This window comes from Streptomyces sp. EDA2-14, from assembly GCF_054963755.1.
In genome coordinates, this window is the sequence record NZ_JBUEGE010000024.1 from 43,662 (window position 1) to 65,530 (window position 21,869).

General features: G+C 66.2%; 20 protein-coding genes and 2 pseudogenes. 12 read left to right on the forward strand and 10 right to left on the reverse strand.

Annotation, left to right across the window (positions count from 1 at the left end):
* Window positions 1-12: 12 nt before the first annotated feature.
* Window positions 13-432, forward strand: coding sequence for a GlcG/HbpS family heme-binding protein (locus ACY34M_RS36700; RefSeq protein WP_462720826.1), 420 nt, complete (start codon window positions 13-15; stop codon window positions 430-432).
* 109 nt (window positions 433-541) lie between these two features.
* Here the strand turns inward: ACY34M_RS36700 and ACY34M_RS36705 are convergent, their stop codons facing one another.
* Window positions 542-1,417 (reverse strand): GNAT family N-acetyltransferase, encoded by an 876-nt coding sequence (locus tag ACY34M_RS36705; protein WP_462720825.1) that lies wholly within the window; start codon window positions 1,415-1,417, stop codon window positions 542-544.
* A gap of 580 nt (window positions 1,418-1,997) precedes the next feature.
* Between ACY34M_RS36705 and ACY34M_RS36710 the strand changes: the two genes are divergently transcribed.
* Window positions 1,998-3,365, forward strand: a complete 1,368-nt coding sequence (locus tag ACY34M_RS36710; protein ID WP_462720824.1) for a globin domain-containing protein — start codon at window positions 1,998-2,000, stop codon at window positions 3,363-3,365.
* Window positions 3,366-3,393: 28 nt separating this feature from the next.
* Here the strand turns inward: ACY34M_RS36710 and ACY34M_RS36715 are convergent, their stop codons facing one another.
* The 5 genes from ACY34M_RS36715 to ACY34M_RS36735 all read right to left on the reverse strand — a co-directional run bounded on the left by ACY34M_RS36715 (window position 3,394) and on the right by ACY34M_RS36735 (window position 7,089).
* Window positions 3,394-3,876 carry an NUDIX domain-containing protein gene (locus tag ACY34M_RS36715; RefSeq protein ID WP_462720823.1) on the reverse strand — a complete coding sequence of 161 codons (483 nt, stop codon included), beginning with the start codon at window positions 3,874-3,876 and terminating at the stop codon, window positions 3,394-3,396.
* A 58-nt stretch (window positions 3,877-3,934) separates the two neighbouring features.
* Window positions 3,935-4,840, reverse strand: coding sequence for a LysR family transcriptional regulator (locus ACY34M_RS36720; RefSeq protein ID WP_462720822.1), 906 nt, complete (start codon window positions 4,838-4,840; stop codon window positions 3,935-3,937).
* Between the two features lie 213 nt (window positions 4,841-5,053).
* The gene (locus ACY34M_RS36725) at window positions 5,054-6,208 is read right to left on the reverse strand and encodes a cystathionine gamma-lyase (RefSeq protein ID WP_462720821.1); all 1,155 of its coding nucleotides are present in this window, start codon (window positions 6,206-6,208) and stop codon (window positions 5,054-5,056) included.
* A complete protein-coding gene (locus tag ACY34M_RS36730; protein WP_462720820.1) occupies window positions 6,205-6,696 on the reverse strand; it encodes a low molecular weight protein-tyrosine-phosphatase in 492 nt (163 codons plus the stop codon). Before ACY34M_RS36730 ends, ACY34M_RS36725 begins: the two co-directional genes overlap by 4 nt.
* A 12-nt stretch (window positions 6,697-6,708) precedes the next feature.
* Complete coding sequence (locus tag ACY34M_RS36735) at window positions 6,709-7,089, reverse strand: phage holin family protein (protein ID WP_462720819.1); 381 nt, start codon at window positions 7,087-7,089, stop codon at window positions 6,709-6,711.
* Window positions 7,090-7,137: 48 nt separating this feature from the next.
* On the opposite strand from ACY34M_RS36735, the gene ACY34M_RS36740 reads away from it, so the two are divergent.
* The 4 genes from ACY34M_RS36740 to ACY34M_RS36755 all read left to right on the forward strand — a co-directional run bounded on the left by ACY34M_RS36740 (window position 7,138) and on the right by ACY34M_RS36755 (window position 9,358).
* Complete coding sequence (locus ACY34M_RS36740; RefSeq protein ID WP_306322730.1) at window positions 7,138-7,455, forward strand: cupin domain-containing protein; 318 nt, start codon at window positions 7,138-7,140, stop codon at window positions 7,453-7,455.
* A gap of 158 nt (window positions 7,456-7,613) precedes the next feature.
* Window positions 7,614-7,829: a DUF5326 family protein gene (locus ACY34M_RS36745; RefSeq protein WP_462720818.1), complete on the forward strand. Its 216-nt coding sequence runs from the start codon at window positions 7,614-7,616 to the stop codon at window positions 7,827-7,829.
* Between the two features lie 250 nt (window positions 7,830-8,079).
* Window positions 8,080-8,793 carry an IclR family transcriptional regulator gene (locus tag ACY34M_RS36750; protein ID WP_462720868.1) on the forward strand — a complete coding sequence of 238 codons (714 nt, stop codon included), beginning with the start codon at window positions 8,080-8,082 and terminating at the stop codon, window positions 8,791-8,793.
* A gap of 100 nt (window positions 8,794-8,893) precedes the next feature.
* Window positions 8,894-9,358, forward strand: coding sequence for an SsgA family sporulation/cell division regulator (locus ACY34M_RS36755; protein ID WP_462720817.1), 465 nt, complete (start codon window positions 8,894-8,896; stop codon window positions 9,356-9,358).
* An 84-nt stretch (window positions 9,359-9,442) separates the two neighbouring features.
* Here the strand turns inward: ACY34M_RS36755 and ACY34M_RS36760 are convergent, their stop codons facing one another.
* Window positions 9,443-10,780, reverse strand: coding sequence for a YibE/F family protein (locus ACY34M_RS36760; protein ID WP_462720816.1), 1,338 nt, complete (start codon window positions 10,778-10,780; stop codon window positions 9,443-9,445).
* 234 nt (window positions 10,781-11,014) lie between these two features.
* Here ACY34M_RS36760 and thiC point away from each other — a divergent pair, with 234 nt between their 5' ends.
* From thiC to ACY34M_RS36780, 4 genes and pseudogenes are all read left to right on the forward strand, one after another.
* On the forward strand, window positions 11,015-12,808 hold the full coding sequence (thiC, locus tag ACY34M_RS36765; RefSeq protein ID WP_462720815.1) for a phosphomethylpyrimidine synthase ThiC: 1,794 nt from the start codon (window positions 11,015-11,017) through the stop codon (window positions 12,806-12,808).
* Between the two features lie 295 nt (window positions 12,809-13,103).
* On the forward strand, window positions 13,104-15,098 hold the full coding sequence (locus ACY34M_RS36770) for an N-6 DNA methylase (protein WP_462720814.1): 1,995 nt from the start codon (window positions 13,104-13,106) through the stop codon (window positions 15,096-15,098).
* The gene (locus ACY34M_RS36775; protein WP_462720813.1) at window positions 15,095-16,513 is read left to right on the forward strand and encodes a restriction endonuclease subunit S domain-containing protein; all 1,419 of its coding nucleotides are present in this window, start codon (window positions 15,095-15,097) and stop codon (window positions 16,511-16,513) included. Before ACY34M_RS36770 ends, ACY34M_RS36775 begins: the two co-directional genes overlap by 4 nt.
* Window positions 16,514-16,632: 119 nt before the next feature.
* Window positions 16,633-17,549, forward strand: a pseudogene (locus tag ACY34M_RS36780) (phosphotransferase enzyme family protein).
* A gap of 4 nt (window positions 17,550-17,553) precedes the next feature.
* Here the strand turns inward: ACY34M_RS36780 and ACY34M_RS36785 are convergent.
* Window positions 17,554-18,354: pseudogene (locus ACY34M_RS36785) on the reverse strand (sporulation protein); the annotation flags it as partial.
* 5 nt (window positions 18,355-18,359) lie between these two features.
* On the opposite strand from ACY34M_RS36785, the gene ACY34M_RS36790 reads away from it, so the two are divergent.
* Window positions 18,360-19,034 (forward strand): replication initiator, encoded by a 675-nt coding sequence (locus ACY34M_RS36790; protein ID WP_462720812.1) that lies wholly within the window; start codon window positions 18,360-18,362, stop codon window positions 19,032-19,034.
* Window positions 19,035-19,172: 138 nt separating this feature from the next.
* Here the strand turns inward: ACY34M_RS36790 and ACY34M_RS36795 are convergent, their stop codons facing one another.
* Window positions 19,173-20,738 (reverse strand): recombinase family protein, encoded by a 1,566-nt coding sequence (locus tag ACY34M_RS36795; protein WP_462720811.1) that lies wholly within the window; start codon window positions 20,736-20,738, stop codon window positions 19,173-19,175.
* A gap of 77 nt (window positions 20,739-20,815) precedes the next feature.
* Between ACY34M_RS36795 and ACY34M_RS36800 the strand changes: the two genes are divergently transcribed.
* Window positions 20,816-20,944 (forward strand): hypothetical protein, encoded by a 129-nt coding sequence (locus ACY34M_RS36800; RefSeq protein WP_462720870.1) that lies wholly within the window; start codon window positions 20,816-20,818, stop codon window positions 20,942-20,944.
* 71 nt (window positions 20,945-21,015) lie between these two features.
* Here ACY34M_RS36800 and ACY34M_RS36805 read toward each other — a convergent pair whose 3' ends face one another.
* Window positions 21,016-21,843, reverse strand: coding sequence for a hypothetical protein (locus ACY34M_RS36805; RefSeq protein WP_462720810.1), 828 nt, complete (start codon window positions 21,841-21,843; stop codon window positions 21,016-21,018).
* Between the last annotated feature and the right edge of the window lie 26 nt (window positions 21,844-21,869).

The following is a 21,869-nucleotide window of genomic DNA, read 5'->3' on the forward strand; positions in this document are numbered from 1 at the left end:
GAGCACCACCTCATGAGCACCACCGCCGTCACACCGCTCAGCACACAGGACGCCGAGACCCTGGTCTCCGCCGCTCGCCTCGCCGCCGAAGCGGCCGGAGTCACGGTCAGCGTCACCGTCCTCGACGCGGGCGGGCACCTCCTGGCCTTCCGCCGCGACGACCGCGCCGTCCTCATCTCCGGCGAGACCAGCACCCGCAAGGCGTACACCGCGCTCCAGCTGAACGCCCCCACCGCCGACCTCGTCGACCTGGTCAAGCCCGAAGGCCCGTTCCACACCCTGCCCACCGCGCTGGACCGGCCGCTGCTGTTCATCGCCGGCGGTCTGCCGGTCCACCGCGACGGTCGGCTCATCGGCGCCATCGGCGTCGGCGGCGGCGCCCCCGATCAGGACCACGGCTTCGCCACCGCCGCCGTGGAGGCCCTCGCGTAACAACACACGCGTAACAACATCAAGCGCAACAACACTCACGTGACAACACGAGCGCGCCTCGCCCGCCCCAAGCCACCGCACCGCAGCGGTACTTGGGGCGGACGTGTATTCAGCCCGCTGCCACGGTCAGCGGTGCGAAGCGGCGCGTCCAGTCGCCGGGCAGATCCGAAGCCCCGTAGTTCATGACCGCGTTGAGGCCGACGGCCGCGAGCCCGCGCTCCTTGAGCCACGCCAGCAGTTCCTCGTGGCGTACGTCGATGTCGGTGCGCAGCGGCCGGTCCGTACCCGCCGCGAGCGAGGCCACAAGGGCCTGTGCGGTCGCGGTGTCGCGGGCGACGAGCGGGCCGACGACGTGGGTGTTCTCGTTGGGCCAGGCGGCCGCGAAACCGATGAGCCCGCCACCGGCCCCACCGTCCACGGCCACCCGCAACTGATCGGCGAAAGCCGGGAGTCGGGTGATGACATGCGTGCGATCCGGGCCGAAGACCTCCGCGTCCAGGCGGAGGATCGCCGTGAGATCCTCCGCCGTTGCCGCGCGGGTGGTGACGTCGGGCAGGGCCCCGCCCGCGACGAAGCGGCCGCGCACCATCTCGGCCCGCCCCGTGACCTTGAAGCCCAACTCCTCGTAGAGCGGGCGTCCGTACGGTGTCGCGTGGAGCGTGAGCGGGGTCGTGCCCGCCCGCTCGACGACGTAGCGCATCAGGCGCCTGCCGACGCCCTTGCGGGCGTGCCGTTCGGCGACCAGGACCATGCCGATCGCGCCGAGTTCGGGCCGCTCCCGAGGGCCGTACTCGGTCACCACACAGGCGCTGACGAGGCCGCCGTCGGGGTCGTCGATGCCGTAGCCGGTACCGGCGGACAGCAGGAGCCGCCACTTGTGTTCCTCACGGGGCCAGCCCCGATTCTCGGACAGGTCGGCGCAGGCGAGGACGTCGCGCGGGGTGAGACGGCGGATGGGCAGGCCGGAGAGCAAAGGTGTCGACACGCAGGTCAGGCTGTCGGACTTTGCCCCGTGACGTCCACCGCTTTGTCGGCAGTAACCCGGTGCTTTCGGCCACGGCGCTAGTTTCACGTGAAACATGGCGCCGGGGGGCGGCTCTCGTCTGCGCCTGACGGCATGAGCCGTGCGAATTGGCGCGCCGCGAACGGTAATTGAGGAATTTACGGAGTGGCCGAGGTTCGCTTAATCCGCAGTTATGCCGGGAGGGGGTTGTCGACTTCGCGGTGGCCGGTATCGTCGGCATCGGATCGCGACGGGTGGCCGGAGAAGGCCCAGGGGAAGCCCGTGATGCGCGCAGGCACACGCAGCGTAACGGGACGGAGAGATCGAAGACCTGCACTTTCCGCTTTGCGTTCTGTGCAATCACACCGCGTGGCAAGCTGCGGTGCGGCGACTGCGGACAATGTCACACTCTGCCTTACTTGTCGGTAGCCGCCGGGAATGCAGTGTTCAATGTGGACTGCATTGTTGTCGAGGCATCCGGGGGGATAGCCCACAGTTTCCGAGCGCGGAACAGCTCGGGAGTACGTTGACCGACCGAAGAATGTTCGAGGCGAGGCACAGCATGGACGCTCCGACCACCACGCCGTCGGCCGATTCCGGTTCGGACGGTGGGGGCGGCTGGTTCACACCGCGCAAGGCCCCGGCCCCGCAACCGCCCTCCGACGGCCCTGACCAGGAGGCGACGCAGGAGGAGCACCGAATACCGGAGCCTCGTCAGGAACCGGTCGTGCCCCCGACGCAGCAGCCCGCGCCGCCGCGTGCCGCCGAGACGCCCGGCCCCGTGGCCGCCCCGGCGAACTCCGCCCCCACGCACGCCTCCCCGGACGCGGTCCTCGTCCGCCGCACCATGGAGGAGATCGGCCCCGTCGCCGACAGGGTCACGTCGTACTTCTACGCACTGCTCTTCGTGCGCCACCCCGAACTGCGCCCGCTCTTCCCCCCGGCGATGGACACACAGCGCGACCGGCTCCTCAAGGCGCTGCTGACCGCCGCGGAGAACATCGACAACAAGGACGTCCTCGTGGCGTACCTGAAGAACCTGGGGCGCGGCCACCGCAAGTACGGCACGCAGGCCGACCACTACCCGGCCGTCGGCGAGTGCCTGATCGCCGCGCTCACCCAGTACGCCACGACCACGTGGAGCGCGGAGACCGAGGCCGCCTGGGTGCGCACGTACACGACGATCTCCCAGGTCATGATCGACTCGGCGGCCGAGGACGAGCTGAAGGCCCCCGCCTGGTGGATGGCCGAGGTCGTCTCGCACGATCTGCGCACCTCTGACGTCGCCGTGGTGACGGTCCGGCCCGATCAGCCATACCCGTTCCTGGCCGGGCAGTACACGACGCTGGAGACGCCGTGGTGGCCGCGGATCTGGCGGCACTACTCGTTCGCGTCCGCGCCCCGCTCGGACGGGCTGCTCTCGTTCCACGTGAAGGCAGTCCCGGCGGGCTGGGTGTCCAACGCCCTGGTGCACCGGGCCCGCCCCGGCGACGTGGTGCGCCTCGGCCCGCCCGCCGGCTCCATGACCGTCGACCACACCACCGACACCGGACTGCTCTGTCTGGGCGGCGGCACCGGCATCGCGCCCATCAAGGCGCTCGTCGAGGACGTGGCCGAGCACGGGCAGCAGCGCTCGGTCGAGGTGTTCTACGGCGCCCGCACCAATCACGACCTGTACGACATCGACACGATGCTGCGCCTCTCGCAGAGCCACCCGTGGCTCTCGGTGCGCCCCATCGTCGACCAGCAGGCCCATCTCCAGCTCCCGGACGCGGTGCGCGAGTACGGCCCGTGGAACGAGTACGACGCGTACCTCTCCGGTCCGCCCGGCATGATCCGCAGCAGCATCGATGCGTTGCAGCGCATCGGCATCCCCGGCAGCCGCATCCGGCACGACTCGGTGGAGGACCTGGTCGCGGCAGCGGGCTGAGCCGAGGCGAGGACCGCGGAGCGGGGCCTCAGCCCAGGTCGGGCGCGTGCATCGCCCGTACGCCCTCGATGTTGCCGTCCAGGTAGTGGCGCAGCGAGAGCGGCACCAGGTGGACGGACGCGATGCCGACGCGGGTGAACGGCACCCGCACGATCTCGTAGATGCCGCACGGGTCCTCGACCTCGGGCCCGTGCCGCTGGGCGGTGTCCATCGACTCCAGGCGGCAGACGAAGAAGTGCTGGACCTTCACGCCGGTCGCGCCGCCGTCCTCGCCGATGTGCTCGACGGTGTCCACGAAGCAGGGCACCACGTCGACGATCTTGGCGCCGAGTTCCTCGTGCACCTCGCGATGGAGGGCGTCCACGACGGTCGTGTCCTCCGGCTCGACCCCGCCACCGGGAGTCACCCAGTACGGATCGACGCCGGGCTTGGTCCGCTTGATCAGAATCAGGTTGTCGCCATCCAGCAGGACGGCGCGTGCGGTGCGCTTGACCACGGGTCGGACGGTCATGGGAGAAATGTGGCCCGGCTGGTTCCACGTGAAACATCCCGCTCCGCTTGGCGCCCGCTCATGACCAGTCGACCGCGGCGCGCAGCAGCCACTCGTGCGCCCGCGCGATGTGCGGCATGGCGAGTGTGCCGGTGCGCACCACCAGGAAGTACGTACGCAGCGGCGGCACGGGCGGGTCGAGCAGGGCGACGATCTCGCCGCGCTCCAGGCTCTCCTCGCACAGATAGCGCGGCAGGACGGCGAGACCGGCGCCCGCGACCACACAGGCGAGCACCGCGCGCAGATCGGGCACCACGACCGTGCCGGAGACGGCGGGCCGGGAGTCGAAGACCGCGGCCCAGTAGCGGCTGACCAGCGGCAACGACTCGTGCACCTCGACCACGGGGAATTTCTCCAGGGACGGCGCCGCGTCGCGGTGCAGCATGCCGGGGCCGATCCGGGCGGCGAACCGCGGGGCGGCGGTCAGCACGTGCTCCTCGTCGCAGAGCGGAGTCGCCGTGAGCAGGGCGCCCCGCGGGCGGACCGTCGCGATGCCCAGATCGTGGTGCCCAGCCGACAGCCCCTCCAGGGTTTCCTCGGCCGTGCCGAAGGACGCCCGTAACGCGATGCTCTGCCCGTCGTCGCGGGTCAGGGCCGTGAGCGCGGGCAGCGCGCGCTCCGCGGTGAACTCCGGCGGCCCTGCCAGATGCAGCGTGCGCGGGGCGGACTCCTCGTCGAGTCCGGCCTCGGCTATCTCCATGAGGGCGTCGAGATGCGGGGCCGCCTTGTGGGCCAGTTCGTCGCCGATCGTCGTGGCCGTCACACCGCGTGCCTGGCGCAGGAAGAGCGGGCGTCCCAACTGCCGCTCCAGCGTGCGGATCTGAGAGGTGACCGCCGGCTGGGACAGGCCGAGCAGAGCGGCCGCGCGGGTGAACGACCCGGCACGATGCACCGTCACAAAGGTGCGCAGCAACGCGAGATCCACCGCGGCACGCCTCCCTTCCAGGCCCCCGAGCCGCGCCCAACTATAAATAAGTCGATAGGTCTCTGTCGCTACCGTGATTGGACACTGACACAGAGTCAACTAGCCTTGTTCGCGCGGTTCTTCGCGCGCAGAACCGGGACGGTCCGAGCCACGAGGGGGGAGGCTCGGACCGTCCGTTGTGCGTAGCGCGGCACCAGCTGCCAGGGGAAATCGCTAAGCGGAGGGCTGCTGCACCGTCCCGTCCAGCGCCCGCAGCACGTCCGTCACCAGGTCCTCGGTGTTCTCGGAGCCCGCGGAGAAGCGGATGAAGCCCTCGGCGACCGCGTCCCCGCCCCAGCGCCCGCGCCGCTCGGCGGTGGAGCGTACGCCGCCGAAACTCGTCGCGTCGTCCACCAGCGTCAGGGCATCGAGGAACCGCTCGGCCCGCTCGCGCGACGGCAGCTCGAAGGACACCACAGAGCCGAACCGCCGCATCTGACGCGCGGCGACGGCATGGGAGGGATCGGCGGGCAGGCCGGGATGGCGCACCCCGGAGACCTCCGCGTGCTCCAGCAGGGCGCGCGCCACGGCCAGCGCGTTGGCGCTCTGCCGCTCGGCGCGCAGTTCGAGCGTGGCGAGGGACCGGTGCGCGAGCCAGGCCTCCATCGGCCCCGGAATAGCCCCGACGATCTTGCGCCAGCGCTTCACCGAGGCGATCAGCTCGGCGTCGGCGCACGCCACGTAGCCGAGCAGGAGGTCGCCGTGGCCCGTGAGCTGCTTGGTGCCGCTGGCCACCGCGAAGTCCGCGCCCAGTTCCAGCGGGCGCTGCCCGAGCGGCGTCGCGAGTGTGTTGTCCACGGCCACGAGCGCCCCGCGCGCGTGGGCGGCGTCGGAGAGGCGCCGGATGTCGCAGACGTCGAGGCCGGGGTTGGAGGGCGTCTCGAGCCATAGCAGGCGCGCCCCGTCGAGCACGTCGAGCTGCGCGTCGCCACCGGTGGGCGCGGTGCGCACCTCGATCCCGTACGCGCTGAGCTGCTCGCGGACGAGCGGGAAGACCTGGTACCCATCGGCAGGCAGGACCACCGCGTCGCCCGCGCGCAGCTGCGAGAAGAGGACCGCGGAGATCGCGGCCATGCCGGAGGCGAAGGCGAGCGACTGCACTTCGGAGTGGTCCGGAGCCTCCAACTCGCTGATGGCACGTTCGAGATGCGTCCACGTCGGGTTCTCGTCACGGCCGTAGGCATAGGGCCCCGACACATCGCCGGGCAGATGGAAGTGTGCGGCGAACACTGGCCCCGGCAGGGTCGGTTCGTTCTTGACCGGCTCGGGCAGACCCGCCCGAACCGCCCGCGTGCCGTCTCCCGGCCACTGTGCCGAAGGCCCCGTCATGCGTCCTGTCCCTCCACCGCCGCTCGTACGGATGCGAGAAGCCCCTCGGACGCCGCCTCGACCAGCTTCAGGCACTCCTCGAAGCCACTCAGGTCACCGTAGTACGGATCGGGCACATCGAGATCGCCGTCGGCCCCGGCGTCGTAGGAACGCAACAGGCGCACCTTCTCGGCGTCCTCGGGCGTCGGGGCCAGGCGGCGCAGGGTGCGCAGATGGCCGGAGTCGAGGGCGACGACCAGGTCGCGGCCGGCGAACCAGTCGCTGTGGAACCGGCGGGCCGTGTGCTCGGAGGAGTAGCCGTTCTCGGTGAGGACGTGGACGGTGCGCGGGTCGGCGCCGTCGCCCTCGTGCCAGCCGTCCGTGCCCGCGCTGTCGACCTCGACGAGGCCGTCGAGCCCCGCCTCCTCGACGCGGGCGCGGAAGACGTGCTCGGCCATGGGCGAGCGGCAGATGTTGCCGGTGCAGACGAAACAGACGCAGTAGGTCATCCTCGGCCGCTCTCAGTCCTTGCCCTCGGGCAGCACGACGTTCAGCGCCCAGGAGACGACGGAAATGATCAGACCGCCGAGGATCGCGGTCCAGAAGCCGTCGACGTGGAAGCTCAGGTCCACCTGGTCGGCGAGCCACGAGGTCAGCAGCAGCATCAGGGCGTTCACGACCAGCGTGATCAGACCGAGCGTGAGGATGAACAGCGGGAAGGTCAGGAGCTTCACGATCGGCTTCACGATCACGTTGACGAGGCCGAAGATGAGGGCGACGAGGACCAGCGTGCCGACCTTCTTGCCGGTGCTGTCGCCGGTCAGGGTGATCTTGTCGAGCACCCAGACCGCGACGGCCAGGGCCCCCGCGTTGGCGATCGTCTTGACGAGGAAATTCTTCATGTGTCTGATCGTTGCAGACATGATTGCCGACAGGGGTGGACGAGGTCGATGAAGGCGTTCCGGCTGGATGAACTGGAGGCGGAAAGAGCCGCCAACGACGGGGCTTACCTGCAGTTTTTGCGGGAGCGAAATATGTCGGTCGGCCTGTACGCCCTTGACGCGGGCACGCAGGACCCGCAGCAGCCGCACGGCCAGGACGAGGTCTATCTCGTGGTCAGCGGTCGCGGTTCGATCACGGTCGGCATGGAGACCACCCAGGTCGGCCGGGGCAGCGTCGTGTACGTGCCGGCGGGCGTCGCGCACAAGTTCCATCACATCAGCGAAGACCTGCGCGTCCTCGTCGTCTTCTCGCCCCCTGAGGGTTGAGGGCTCGGCCCCGGGAACGGTCCCCACCTCGGGGTTCCCTCAGGGTCGGGTCAGGGGAGGACAAGGGATCGGAAGGGCCCGCACGCGCCTTCGACGTGCCAGCATCTAAGCAGAAGCCTCGAAGAGCCAACGGAAGAGACAACGAAGGAGCGATGGCAGTGCGAGAGATATTCGCGGACATGCCGTGGTGGGTGAAGTGGGTCGCGGTGCCGGTCATCGCCATCGTCGTGTTCGGCGGTCTGATCGCGAGCGTCGTCGGCTTCGTGATCGGCCTGCTGTTCAAGGTTCTGGTGTTCGCCGCACTGGTGGGTGGACTCATCTACGTCGTGCGGAAGTTCACGGCCGGTTCGTCGTCGCGGAGCCGCGACTGGTGAAGCCGGGCGCGCACGTGTGTGCGGATCCCGGTCGTTGCGTCGCGCGACCGTTCGCACGACCGGGGGAAGTTTCCTTGCGCGGCGGGCGCCAATCGGTGGCCAAGGGTTAGAGTCCGGAATTCGATGGCTTTAGCCCCCTGCGAGCCCCGAGCACGCGAGGGCCCCCCACGCGCATCGGGAGTGAACCTTGGCCACGGTCGATACCGCACCCGCCGCCCCGCAGACACTCATCGGCTCCGTACAGCGGGCCATGCGACTGCTTGAGGCGGTCGCTTCCCATGAGGACGGGGCGCCGGCCAAGCAACTCGCGCGGGAAGCCGGCCTCGCCCTTCCCACCGCGTACCACCTGCTGCGCACGCTGGCGCACGAGGGATACCTCCGCCGGGAGAACGGCGTCTTCGTCTTCGGCGCCGCCGCCGAGCGTTTGAGCAGCAGCGGAGCGCAGCAGAATCGTCGCGGCATGATCACCGATGCGCTGCGGCACTGGCGCGACACCATAGGCGTCCCGGTCTACTTCGCCGTCTACCGCGACGGCGAGATCGAGCTCGTCGCCGTCGCCGACACCCCGTCGAACCCGGCCGTCGAGCAGTGGGCCGACTTCCGGGAGACCGGCCACGCCCACGCCATCGGCCAGTGCCTGCTCTCCCAGCTCGACGAGGACGCCCGCAGGGACCATCTGGAGCGGTATCCCGCGCAGTCCATCACCCCGTACTCGGTCCGGGACGACCGTGCGCTCCTGCGGAAGCTGAGCCGGGTGGGGCGCATGGAACCGGTCGTCGAGCGCCAGGAGTACGCACTCGGCACCGCCTGTGCCGCGTTCCCCCTGACGATCGGATCGACCGCGGCAACTTTGGCCATTTCTCTCCCTTCCCATCAGGCGGAGAAACTGCTGCCCACAGCCCGTCAGTTGCAGCACGAGATCGGCAGGCTCGTAGGAACACTCGCCTTCTCTATCACCATTTGAAAACTCACTCCTTGTAATCCTGTGTGTACGTTGAGCAAGATGCCAGCAGAGTCAGGGAGGTAATTCCTGGCCAATCGACGGCAAGTTGACGGGGTAGGCGATGCGCGAGTCGGTAGAAGCAGTTCAGGCAGAGGTCATGATGAGCTTCCTCGTTTCAGAGGAGCTCTCGTTCCGCATTCCGGTGGAGCTCCGGTACGAGTCCACCGATCCGTACGCCGTGCGGCTGACCTTCCATCTCCCCGGAGACGCGCCCGTGACCTGGGCGTTCGGCCGGGAGCTCCTCGTCGACGGGGTCAACGGGGCAAGTGGCGAAGGAGACGTACAGGTCTCACCGGTGGAGCGGGTGGGTGGTGCGGTCGGTGAGATGCCGGGCGAAGTGCACATCCGGCTCCAGGTCGGCGCGGACCAGGCCCTGTTCCGGGCCGGGGTCGCACCGCTCGTGGCGTTCCTCGACCGGACGGACAAGCTCGTCCCGCTGGGCCAGGAGGAGACGGGCGTGGACTTCGAGTCCGACCTCGACGAGGCACTGGACCGGATCCTCGCCGAGGAACAGAGCGCGGGCTGACTCCCCATCGGCTCGTACGACCCACGACAACAGACGTGACGTAACGCTTCAGCAGCGCGGTGCGCCCGAGCAGTTCCGCGTTTTTCAGCGCTTACGTCGCCGCCCTCCGCCACCGCGTCCAGGAGCGGGAGCCGCCTTCGCGGTGCCCCGCGCCTCCGGGCGGTCGGCGGAGACCACGAGCGCGGCCAGCGCCGTGGTCACCGGCACCGAGGCCACCAGGCCGATCGAGCCGACCAGCGTACGCACGATCTCCTCGGCCACCAGCTCGCTGTTGGCCACGTCGGCGACGCTGCTCTGCGCGATCGAGAAGAGCAGCAGCAGCGGCAGCGCCGCGCCCGCGTACGCCAGGACGAGCGTGTTGACGACCGACGCGATGTGATCCCGGCCGATACGGATGGCCGCCCGGTACAGCGCGCGTCGGCCCAGCGTCGGGTTCGCCTCGTGCAGCTCCCACACGGCCGAGGTCTGGGTGACCGTCACATCGTCGAGCACACCCAGCGAGCCGATGATGACGCCGGCGAGCAGCAGACCGCTCATGTCGATGTCCGGGTACAGGCCGTGGATCAGCCCCGTGTTGTCGTCGGTGTTGCCCGTCAGGGCCGCCCAGCCGATGAACAGCGAGCCCAACAGGCCGATCAGCAGCAGCGAGACGAGCGTGCCGAGCACGGCGACCGAGGTTCTGGCCGTCAGCCCGTGGCACATGTAGAGCGCGACCAGCATGATCGTGCTGGCGCCGACCACGGCGACGATCAGGGGATTCGACCCCTGCAGAATCGCGGGCAGGATGAAGAACGTCAGCACCAGGAAACTGATCGCGAGCGCGACCAGCGCCATGACGCCGCGCATCCGGCCCACCACGACCACGGCCAGCGCGAAGATACCGGCCAGCAGCACCATCGGGACCTTGCGGTTCACATCGGTGACCGAGTACTGCAACTCCTTGGGGGCGTCCGGCGCATAGGCCGCGATCACCTCCTGGCCCTCCTTCAACTGCCGAGGCGAATCCGGCTGCACGACCTCGGTGAACGTACGGCCCTTGTCCTTGCCGCTGTCGATCCGGATCGTCGCGTTCTCGCAGGTACCACCGGACTTCTGCTCGCCCGTGGTGCCCTGCTGCGCCGTGGGATCCCCGGTCGAGGCCTGGCCCTGGGCGTGCACGGACGAACAGTCGACCTTCTCGACCTTGGTCACCGTGGCCTGCTGCGTCTGCCGGTCGAAGCCGACGCCGCTGCGCTCGTGCGGTGGTGCGCCGCCCGGCCAGAGCACGACGAGACCCACGACGACCGCGGCCGAGAACGGGATGAGGACGGCCGCGATCACCTTGCGCAGGTGCCGCGAGACGGGCGCCGCGGGACCGTGGCTGTGCGAGTGTCCGTGCGGCGGATGGGACGGCGGAGCTGGGGGCTGCTGGCTGGTGGTCACCGCCAGATCATCGCAAGAACGGAGGGGGCCCTCTGTTCAACGCGGCGTACGTCACGTTAGCGTGGAGGCGCTTTTGCCATCGCGGGAGCTCGGAGCACCGGGCTGAGAGGGCGCTGACCTTCGTCCCGGCGTGTTTCACGTGAAACGGCGTGGAACGCGCGACCAAGGGACGAATACCGCTGCGTCGACCGCTGAACCTGTTACCGGGTAATGCCGGCGTAGGGAGTAGGTCTCATGACCACAACGGACGCACACACGCCTGCCTCCAGCTCGACCGAGGAGACCGGCCAGTCCATCGGCTGGCACAAGGGGTACATCCGGGGCTCGCGCCCCGACCTCCAGGTGCCGGTCCGTCAAGTGCACCTCACCAATGGGCAGTCGGTGACGCTGTACGACACCTCAGGTCCGTACACCGACCCGACCGTCGACACCGATGTCCGCCGCGGCCTCGCGCCGCTGCGGGAGAACTGGATCATCACCCGCGGCGACACCGAGGAGTACGCGGGCCGCCCCGTCCGACCCGAGGACGACGGAATCAAGCACACGTCGCCGCGCGGCGGCCTGCGCAACCTCGACGCGGTCTTCCCCGGCCGTCCCCGCCAGCCGCGCCGCGGCCGCGACGGCCAGGCCGTGACCCAACTCGCATACGCGCGCCGCGGCGAGATCACCCCGGAGATGGAGTACGTGGCCATCCGGGAGAACGTCGCGCCGGAGGTCGTGCGGGACGAGATCGCGGCGGGCCGGGCCGTGCTGCCCGCCAACGTCAACCACCCGGAGATCGAGCCGATGATCATCGGCAAGCGATTCCTGGTGAAGGTCAACGCCAACATCGGCAACTCGGCCGTGACGAGCTCCATCGAGGAGGAGGTGGACAAGATGACCTGGGCGACCCAGTGGGGCGCCGACACGGTCATGGACCTCTCCACCGGCCGCAACATCCACACCACGCGCGAGTGGGTGCTGCGCAACTCCCCCGTCCCGATCGGCACCGTGCCGCTCTACCAGGCGCTCGAAAAGGTCGACGGCAAGGCCGAGGAGCTGACCTGGGAGATCTACAAGGACACGGTCATCGAGCAGGCCGAGCAGGGCGTGGACTACATGACGGTCCACGCCGGCGTCCGCCTCCCGTACGTGCCGCTGACCGCCGACCGCAAGACCGGCATCGTCTCGCGCGGCGGCTCGATCATGGCCGCGTGGTGCCTCGCGCACCACAAGGAGAGCTTCCTCTACGAGAACTTCGAGGAGCTCTGCGAGATCCTCGCGGCCTACGACGTCACCTACTCGCTCGGCGACGGCCTGCGTCCCGGCTCCATCGCGGACGCCAACGACGAGGCGCAGTTCGCCGAGCTCAGGACGCTCGGCGAATTGAACTCCATCGCCAAGCGCCACAACGTGCAGACGATGATCGAGGGCCCGGGCCACGTCCCGATGCACAAGATCAAGGAGAACATCGACCTCCAGCAGGAGATCTGCGAGGAGGCGCCGTTCTACACGCTCGGCCCGCTGACCACCGACGTCGCCCCGGCGTACGACCACATCACGTCCGGGATCGGCGCCGCGATGATCGCCTGGTGGGGCACGGCGATGCTCTGCTACGTCACGCCGAAGGAGCACCTGGGCCTGCCCAACCGCGACGACGTGAAGACCGGCGTCATCACGTACAAGATCGCGGCGCATGCGGCGGACCTCGCCAAGGGCCACCCGGACGCACAGGCCTGGGACGACGCGCTCTCCGACGCCCGCTTCGAGTTCCGCTGGGAGGACCAGTTCAACCTGGCCCTCGACCCGGACACGGCGCGGGAGTTCCACGACGAGACGCTGCCGGCCGAGCCCGCGAAGACGGCGCACTTCTGCTCGATGTGCGGGCCGAAGTTCTGCTCGATGAAGATTAGTCGATCCATCACAGAGCAGTTCGGTGGAACGGCGGCTGCGGGAGCGACGGCCGAGGAGGTCGCTGCGGGGATGCTCCAGAAGTCGAAGGAGTTCGCTGCCAGCGGGAACAGGGTCTACTTGCCCATGGCTGACTGATTCAGATTGTGCCCCAGTGCTCGATCCCACCAGCAGGACGCACTGGGGCACCAGATCCCCACCGCCGATGGTTCTCTGCGCATGGCGGCTGCGAGGAACGGAGTCGGCACTAGCTGGGCTGTACTCTCCGTGCCGATTACTACTTCGAACAGATGGTCGATACTCTGTCGGGTCAAGGTAGGGAGAGGCACTGGCGGGAGTAACCGGTGACATCTCCCGCGTTGGTTGCCTGATTACCTCTACTCTTGCTTGAGATCCTGCCAAGTCAGCACAACGAGGGAAGGCGCGCAAGAGCATGTCAGCACCCACTGCACCACCGGTAACGATTCGCACGGGAACGGTTCCGGAGGGTAAGGTTGCCGACTTCCTGACGCAGCGGCATGTACGCGACACCCCCGAAGAGTATGTTCGGCAGAACCTGGAAAAGGCTCTCATTCGCCAGTACAAATACATCGCTAGCGATTGTGAGCCTGAATATCCGGTTCGCGTCGGATCGTCCCGACGTCGTGTTGATGTCGCAGTGTTCCTTCCTGAGGCTGAGCACAAGCAGGAAAATATCTACCTAATCGTAGAGACCAAGAAGCCGGGCACCAACCCGTCAAACCGAAAAGAAGGCGTCGAGCAACTGCGTAGCTACTTGGCGGCCTGCCTGAACGCCAAGTACGGCTTGTGGACAAATGGGGACGAACAGTACTGCATTGCCAAGCGAACTGACGATGCGGGCGGATTCTCATTTGAAGAAATCATCGATATTCCTGCCTTCGGACAGACGGAAGAAGATGCGCAGAGGCCTCGTCGAAAAGACCTGAAGCCCGCTACTGCCGACAACCTTCTCTTTGCGTTCAGGCGATGCCACAACTATATTGCTGGAACCGAAGGTAAGCAGAAGGCTGAGGCTTTCTGGGAGCTTTTGAAAATTATCTTCTCGAAGATTGAAGATGAACGCTCTAGGCGACTTGACTTCTACGTAACAGCATCCGAGCGGGCCAACGCGACGACTGCTGCTTCTGTCAAGACTAGGATCCAAAAGGTCTTCAATGAGAAGGTTCTGAGCAAGTACGGTGCCATCTTCGCGCCGGCGGACGCAACGATCGATCTAAAGCCCACCGTTGTTGCCTTTGTCGTTAGTCAGCTCCAAGGCTATTCGCTTCTTGCCTCACCGGTGGACGTCAAGGGCGTTGCCTATGAAGAAATTGTCGGATCGAACCTGCGAGGCGACCGCGGCGAGTTCTTCACTCCACGTAATGCGTGCCGCATGGCTGTCACAATGCTTAACCCGCAGCCGGGGCAGAGGCTAATCGATCCTTCCTGTGGAACGGGCGGATTCCTTATCACGGCGATGAATCATGCTCTAGAGCACATCGAGCAGGAGGAGCGCGCCAACTGGATCGATCCAAGTCGAGGTACTGAAGAGGAACGCCAAGAACTCTATCGGGCGCGAAACGAGTACCTGTCACAATGTGTATATGGACTTGACCTAAACCCCGGACTTGTTCGTGCCGCCAAGATGAACATGGTCATGAACAACGACGGATCTGGTGGCCTTTGGCAAGCCAACAGTTTGGCGAATCCGCGCACGTGGGGTGCGGATGCAACTGGAAAGGTTAAGCTGGGTTCGTTCGACGTAATAGTCGCCAATCCGCCATTTGGGGCAAACATCCTCATCGATGATGAGGGAATTCTTGAGCAATACGAACTCGCCTCCATGTGGGATAAGCAGGAAGGCGGAACATGGGTTCGTCGGGCAGATCAGAATGGCCGGCCTGTACTGCAGAAGAATCAGCCTCCCGAGATTCTATTTATCGAGCGTTGCGTACAGCTGCTTAAGCCCGGAACTGGCCGATTTGCCATGGTTATTCCGAACGGGATTCTCAACAACCCGGCTCTAGGGTACGTTCGCACATGGCTTCTTCAGAATACTCAAATTCTTGCGGTTGTTGACATGGCTCGTGAGCTGTTCCAGCCAAAGAACGATACGCAAACCTCCATGGTTTTGGCACGCCGTCTGAGTACTGAAGAGCGTGAGCAGGCGCTGGAGGCTGAGCTGGAGTACCCCATTTTCATGGCGACCACTAGTCGTATCGGTCACGATAAGCGGGGAAACACGATTTTCCGGAGAACTGACTCTGGAGACGATGTCCTCGTTGCGCGGCAGGAAACAGTTCCGGAGATTGACCAGGTGACGGGGCTTGAAGTGCTTCGCACAGTGGAAGTCGAGGAGCGATTGGTGGATGACGATCTTCCTGACGTCGCTCGTGCGTACCTCGCTTGGTTGAGTGAGCAGCGATGAAGATCACGAACGTTCGGTCTCGATCGGCCCTTTCTCATGACCGGTTGGACGCCCACTTCTTCACCTCGCCGGGGGTTGCTGCTGGAGAGAAAGTAGCCTTGCTTGAAGCGAGTGGGATGCAAGTGGTTCCGCTCGGGGAGCTTGCTTCGGTGTGGGACCCGTCGCGCTTTGCTCGTAACTATGCTGCGCCGGCAGAGGATGGTGTCCCATACCTCAGGCCCTACGATGCCTTCGACTTTATCCCCGTTCCGAAAGATCGACTTTCGCGTGAGCGGAACAGTGATGTGGCACGACTGATTCCGCCAGAAGGCACAATTCTTCAGACATGCTCTGGTCGAAATCTTGGCCCTGTCGCATATGCTGACAGCTGCATCGCAGGGTTTGCTCTCAGTCACGACATGATTCGCATCAATGTCGAAGATGTTCGGACGCGATTCTATGTACTGGCGTATTTGAAGACTCCGACGGGGCAGGCGCTAATTCGTCGAGGGAAGAGCGGATCGGTCATTGATCACATCACTACGGGAGATGTATCAGATGTGCCGATTGCTCTGATTAGCGATCGTTGGCGTAAGAAGGCTAGTGATCTAGCTGAAGCGAGCGTTAATGCGGCCAACGATGCGCGGCGCAGTATGATCGCGTTGTATGCGGAGATCGACGCTCGATTCCCTGTTGAAGAACCAGAGGGAAAAAGTTTTATTTGTTGGTCGCGTGATTCGCAAAAGCTCGGCGGTCGCTTGGATTCTGCTTTCCACCATCCTGTAGTCGAGAGTGCTAGGAATGCTGCCGATGCAGGAGAATCGGTGCTTCTCGGTGATATTGCCGAGGCGATTCTTCCGGTGAGGTATAAGCGTTACTACGTAGATGGGGATAATGGCAGGCCGATCCTTTCGGGGCGTCAACTGCTGCAGCAGGATCCGGTAAACCTGAGGCGGGTAGCAGATAGGTCTTTCAAGGAAGCTTCTGAGTATGAGCTTCGCCAAGGCATGACCATCTTTGGTGCAGTTGGGCGATCGGAAGGACGGCAAGGTTCCGCAGCGCTTGTAACCCGTGATCGAAGCGGTTGGCTTGCTAGCAACGATGTAATGAGGCTTGTCCCGCGCGAGGGAATTTCACCGGGTGCTGTGTGGCTGGCGATTGCGGCACGACAAACCAGGGTGCAAATCAATGCGCTGTCCTTTGGGTCGGTAATCGACCATCTCAATCCGTGGGATGTTGAGAGTATTAGGGTTCCCGTCGTGCCCAGTGATCTCGCGGCGCGTGCGGAGCATGCCTGGGATCTATTTTCGCGATCCAGTGAACTCATGAATGAGGCCGTAACAATGGTTGAATCTCACCTTCGTGAAGAGATTCACGAGCAAGAGATTCCAGGGCAGAGAGAAGTCGAGGTCTGGGGACTGCAAGAGGGGCAGTAGGCGGCCTCGTGCTGGGGAGCTCTCTCTAGGTACGGTCAAGTCGTGTCCGGCGGCGTCGGGTTGGTCACCCGCAGACGTGCGCCGGTTGATCGCGCGCGACTAGGGGAGCTGGTTCGGGCATGGCGGTTGACGCTGCTCGGGGTTCGGAAGCGGGGTTCACGTCGGCTGGGGCGATGCGGGTGATGGTTGCCGCGTGCCGGGCTGCGGGGCTCGATGACAGAGGCGCGGAGCTGATCCGGTTCGGGGAGAATGCGCTGTTCCGACTGGCGTCCGCACCGGTGATTGTGCGGGTGGCCCGCGGTGAGGAGTGGCTGCCTCGGGCGCAGGTGGAAGTGGGCGTCTCGCGGTGGCTGGCCGGTGAGGGCTTCCCGGCTGCGCGGCTTGTTGACGGGCTGGAGCAGCCGCTCCTCGTCGACGGTCACCCGGTGACCTTCTGGCGTTTGATCGTGGAAGGAGACCGCAAGGCAACGTACGGGGAGTTGGGTGGCGTACTGCGTGACCTGCATGCCCTGACCGTGCCGAAGGGGCTTGAGCTGCCGTCGTTCAATCCCTTCGACAAGCAGGAGCTGAGGCTGAACCGTGCCGTGGTGTCGGAAGACGACAAGGCGTTCTTGCGTAAGCGCTGGCACGAACTCAAGGATCAGTACGCGGAGTTGAAGTTCGGGACTGCCAAGGGGCCGGTCCACGGTGATGCTCACGTGCAGAACCTCATGGTGGACGACCAGGGGCAAGTCATCCTGATCGACTTCGAAGCTTTCTGCTTCGATCACCCCGAGTGGGACTTGATGGTGACCGCTACGGAGCACCACAGCCTTGGGTGGCAGACCGATGAGCAGTACGCCGACTTCGTCGCCGCGTACGGGCGGGACCTGTACGACTGGGGCGGGTACGACATCCTGCGCCGGCTCCAAGAGTTCGGCATGACGACGTGGCTCATGCAGAACGTGCAGGAGGACGAGAAGACTGCGGCCGAGTACCGGCGACGCATTGCCGGGCTGCGAAACGACGTGGGCCGCGGGACTGGCGTCCATGGTGAGGGGCTAATCGTCCTCCTCCAGTCGTGCCATGGCCTCCCGTACTCGATCGTTGAAGGCGGTCACGGTTGGGTTCCCGGCGTGTAGGGCGGTGACCTCCGTCTGGAAGTCGGTCACATAGCGCTGGAAACGGGATGACTGGAGCGTGTCGCCGCCGTCCACGGCCAAGCTGGCGGTCGTGACGGCAGCCTCCAACTCGGCGTTCAAGAGGTGGCTTTGAGCGAGCACCATGCGACAGAAGCCGAGGGTGCGGGCGTACCTGGGGTCGGTACCGTCGACCGCCTTCTGTGCGGCCTCGACCGACTCGCGCCGCATCCTCAGATCGCGGAAGCAGTGACACAGCTCGCCCATGAGTTCTGCTGAGTCGAAGTAGCTCAGCCATGCCGGGTCCTCGCCGGTGTCGGCGCGTTCGAAGTGGCGTTCTGCCTCGTTCATGGCTCGGCCGGCGCCGATGGGGTCACCCGCGTTGGCGAGTGCGCGGGCCTCCATTGCGGAGTTCAGGGCCATGGCGCGTGGCGTTGCCCGGCCCTTCGCGCCCTCGACGGCGGCACGGGAGAGCTGGATCGCCTGCGCATGATTGCCGAGGTAGTTCGCCTGGTGGCTGAGGTTGCCGAGGATGCGGGCGCCGAACATGCGGTCGTTGATGACCTGCGACAGGCGCAGCGTCGATGTCAGGTACTTGTGGGCGAGACGGTGGTTTCCCGAGTCGTACGCGGTCCACGCGAGGAGCTGGGAGACCTCCGATGCGGCGCTGAAGAGCTCGTTGCCGACGCGCTCGCTGTAGCTGGCGTCCAGGAGTGGCAGGACCCGTCGTGCGCCTCGACGGCCCGGCGGGACCGGAGGACGCGCCCCCGTCCTGGAGCACAGCGGCCCTGCTCGCTGATGCCGTCCGAACCTCTGCTGAACGCGTCGCGGTCTACGTTCCGTACTCCAGCGCTGTCGGTGAACTGACTCTCCGCTGGGGCGTCCAACTCGACGTCCGGACCCTGACAGCGCGCGCCGACGGTGACGCCCTTGACGACGACGCTGTTGCCGCCTACGTCGCGAAGTACGTGACGAAGGGAGCCAGCGAGACAGGCGCCGGCGCGGACCACAGGTTCACCGCTTGCGAAGAGATCGACACGGCGCGAGTCTCTGCGCACGTCCACACGCTCATGCACACCTGCTGGCGCCTGGGCGGCCTGCCTGAGTACGAACCGCTCCACCTGCGGGCCTGGGCCCATACCCTCGGCTACCGCGGCCACATCCTCACCAAGTCCCGCGCCTACTCGACCACTTACGCCGCACTCCGCGCGGACCGCGCCAAGCACGTCGGCATCGACCACGACGACGTACCCGACACGATCACTGAGTCGAACTGGCGCTACATCGGCTCTGGGCACACTCCGGGCGCTGCACTCATTGCCGCTGGTGTCGCAGACGACTTGGCCCACAGCCGCGCTCTCGCCCGCGAAGCGCTCCGCGACTCAGGCGGTGGTGCCGACTGAACGCACCTGGCAGAGAGACCACTCAAGCAGCACGCGAAGAGGCTGCCGTTCGTGCTTGGATCGACCGCCACATACGAGAATCTCCCCCGCTCTCCGACGATCAACTTCGGAGCCTGGGGGAGATCCTCGGACTTCAACTCACTCGGAGGTCCGCCACACAGGCTTGAGCAGATCGGGGTCGAACGCCCTGTTGCCCTTGCCGCCGGGCACAGCGACGACCGCGCTCAGAACCTTCTGGATCGCCTCGCGCTTCTGCGTGAGAGTCTTCGAGTCCCACGTCCTCGCGATGTCCTCCTGAGCCGATTCCGCCTCGGCCTTCAGCGCCTCGTGCTTGGCCTGGTCCGTGCGGAGATCCTTGATCCGTCGCTCCAGCACGGGGAGATTGCGGAAAAACGTCTCGTCGTCGATGTCGGTGTCCGCGTCGTCGTGCCAACGACGCTCCAGCTCGTTGCGGCTTTTGACGGCGCGTTCCAGGGCATCGGCTTTGTCCCAGTCGGGTACGTCCTGAGCCTTGCTGGCGGCCTGCTGCTCCAGCTTGGCAATGACCAGTTGCTCGATGAGAGCGTCCGTCTTGTCGCCACGCTTGTAGGTCTTGTTGCACCCGCCGTCGACGGTCTTCTTGCACAGATAGCCGTGCTTGTACGTCAGCCAGTCGTTCGCCTTGACCCCGGTCATCTTGGTGTTGCAGACCGTGCCGTTCTCCAGCACGTTGCCGCACCGCAGAACGCCGGTCAGCAGGTACTTGTGGACCATCCCGCCGCGCGGTGTGCCGGTACCGCGACCGCGCTCCCTGATCTTGGCTGTGACGGCGTACCACTGCTTGGGCGTGACGATCGAATCCCACTCGCCCACGATCGGCTGGTCGTCGCCGTCCCGTACAAGCTCGCCCTTGATCTCGCGGTAGCCGCACAGCCGCGCGTTCATCAGGACCTGCTTGACCGTCATGTACTGGAAGGGATTGCCGCGACTCGTGATGAAGCCGGCTTCCTTCCACCGACGTGTGATCTCAGCGATCGACGCACCCGCGATCACGTCTTCCACAGCCTTGCGGATCGCGTCGGCCTCTGTGGTGCGCAGCGTGGTCTTGTCGTCCTCCCAGCCGAACGGGCGCCACGCGGCCACTGCTTGCCCACGAACGGCCCGGCTGCGGTGGCTGTTCCGGCTGCGTCGCTGCTTCTTCCTCGTCTCGCTCAGCGACATGGCCACGCCCACCAATCCCTTGATCTCGAATCCTTCGGCGTACAGATCCTGCACGCCGTTCGAGTCGTGGTACACGCGGTCTTCGTGCGACGTGAATGCCTTGAGGTAGCGCTCCCAGTCGCTAGGCCGTCGGTACAGGCGGTCATCGTTGATCGCCATGACGCCGTGGATCGGGTAGCCCTCGGGTGTAGTCCCGACCGCCAGATCGTTGAGTAACTGCTCGAAGTCGTCGCGTACGACGGTCTCCTTGCTCGCACTCTTGTCGTTGTCGGTGTACCGGTAGATGACCAGCCACCCGAGCTTCTCCGCGTCGTTGGTCATGTCGCGGTGCTGGTCCTCGATGCCGTGGGCGTCCTTCACCCGGCCGTCGAACGAGATCCGCGCGTAGCAGACGACGCACTTCATATTGGGGTTGGCGGCCACCATGGCGCGGATTTCCTCGACGGACGGTAGTCCCTCGGGTACGCCTCGCAGCTTGCTGATGACCTCTTCGCGCTTGCCCACGGGGTCCCCCTCGGTCCGTCGGACGGGCTGCTGGGACGACCGTAGCGCATGTGTGGGGTCTAATAATGCTCAGTTCGATGAAGATCTCGCAGGACATCCGGCGCGAACACGGCACCACCTCCTCGGAGATCGAGGCGGGCATGGAGGAGAAGTCGAAGGAGTTCGCGCGGGCGGGCAACCGCGTGTATCTGCCGATCGCCGACTGACGGCACGCCAGCGGGGCCCCTCGCGTGTGCGAGGGGCCCCGCCGGTCACCTGGCCGGTGGCCACCGGAGGGTCAGTCCGGCTGATGCTCCGGGCCGCCGAAGTCCGGGCTGGAGAAGTCCGGGCTCGAATAGCCGGCGCGCTGGCCCGTGGCCGTGCCACCGCCGTCGGGGCTGCTGAAACCCGGCCTGTTGTAGCCGAGATGGGGCATGCGCCCGGCGGAGCCGCCGCGCCCCCCGAGGGGCGAGCCGCCGCCCGCCGAGGGATCCGCCAGGGCGTCCCGCAGGAACGGCAGGATGCCCCGGTCCAGGAGCGCGGCGTGCCAGGCTTCCCTGGCCTGCTTCACATCCTCATTTGCCTCGCCGTGTGCGCTCGCCTGGAGCGACGTCGACCCGTTGCGCAATGCGGCGAGCAGCAGGCAGATGGCCGCGACGAGCATGCTCGCCGCGGTGATCGCGCCGAAGACCCAGCCGAAGGTGAGCAGGGTTCCGGCGAAGCCGGGTACGGGGTTGAGCATGCGCAGGACGTAGCCGACGATCAGGAAGATCGCGGCGGCGGTCCCGGCGAGAACCGGAGCGAGCACCACGGCGACCGCGGCGACACCCGGCCCCGTGCTCTCTCCGCTGCTGGAGTTGCCTCCTTCGCGTAGTGGACGCAGGAGCCGCGGCGTGGAGCGCAGTTCCTCGCGGACCTTGACGTAGCGCTGGTATTCCTCGCCGGCCGCGGTGTTGATCAGAGCGGCGGCGCCCAGCGCCATCGTGCGCAGTTGTTCGGGGTTGAGCCGCTGGCCCACTGCGGCGAGTTCAGGACGATTATGGGCGGTACGCAGCGCCTCATCGAGGAGCCGCTCGAACTCGGGGCGGTCCTCGTTCAGCAGATGCGGAGCGCTGTTCATGTGCATCCCCCGATGCTCCGTAGGGCTTGGTG